A 503-nucleotide genomic window follows, 5' to 3' on the forward strand; every position below is an offset into this window, starting at 1 on the left:
GAGCCCCTCACGAGCCTTCGGCCCGGCAAGGTCTACCTCGTTGAATTTTGGGCGACTTGGTGCCGACCATGTGTCCACGCCATGCCCCATTTGATCGAACTGCAGGAGAAATATAAAGACAGCGGATTTGAGATTATCGGAGTCGCAGCTTGCGAAAAGGCTGCAACCGCGGACGAAGCGCGGACCAACGTGGATGCCTGGCTGACCGAGAAGTTCCCGAATCTGAATTATCGGACAGCGTTCGATTGCACTGGCGAAATGAAAAAGCTCTGGCTGGAACCCAGCTCTTCGTTCGGGATTCCCACCTCGTTCGTGGTCGACCGCGACGGCCACATCGCTTATATCGGCCACCCGGCACCTCTCGATGACGTTTTGCCGAAAGTCCTTAACGGCAGCTGGCGCAGCAGCTATGAAGCGAAAGCCGTCGATGCAAAGCGAATCTCGCGTGTGCGCGAATCGTCGCTGAGTCAGCCGATATACGCCAAACTTGGGCCGGCGATGCA

Annotated in this window: 1 protein-coding gene; it reads left to right on the forward strand. The window is 57.1% G+C overall.

Annotated features, from left to right (window positions below; translation table 11 throughout):
* On the forward strand, nt 1-503 hold a 503-nt coding region (locus EN939_RS37360), incomplete at both ends, for a TlpA disulfide reductase family protein (protein ID WP_164751657.1).

The organism is Mesorhizobium sp. M7A.F.Ca.CA.002.05.1.1, from assembly GCF_003998335.1.
In the GTDB taxonomy this organism is placed as follows: domain Bacteria; phylum Pseudomonadota; class Alphaproteobacteria; order Rhizobiales; family Rhizobiaceae; genus Mesorhizobium.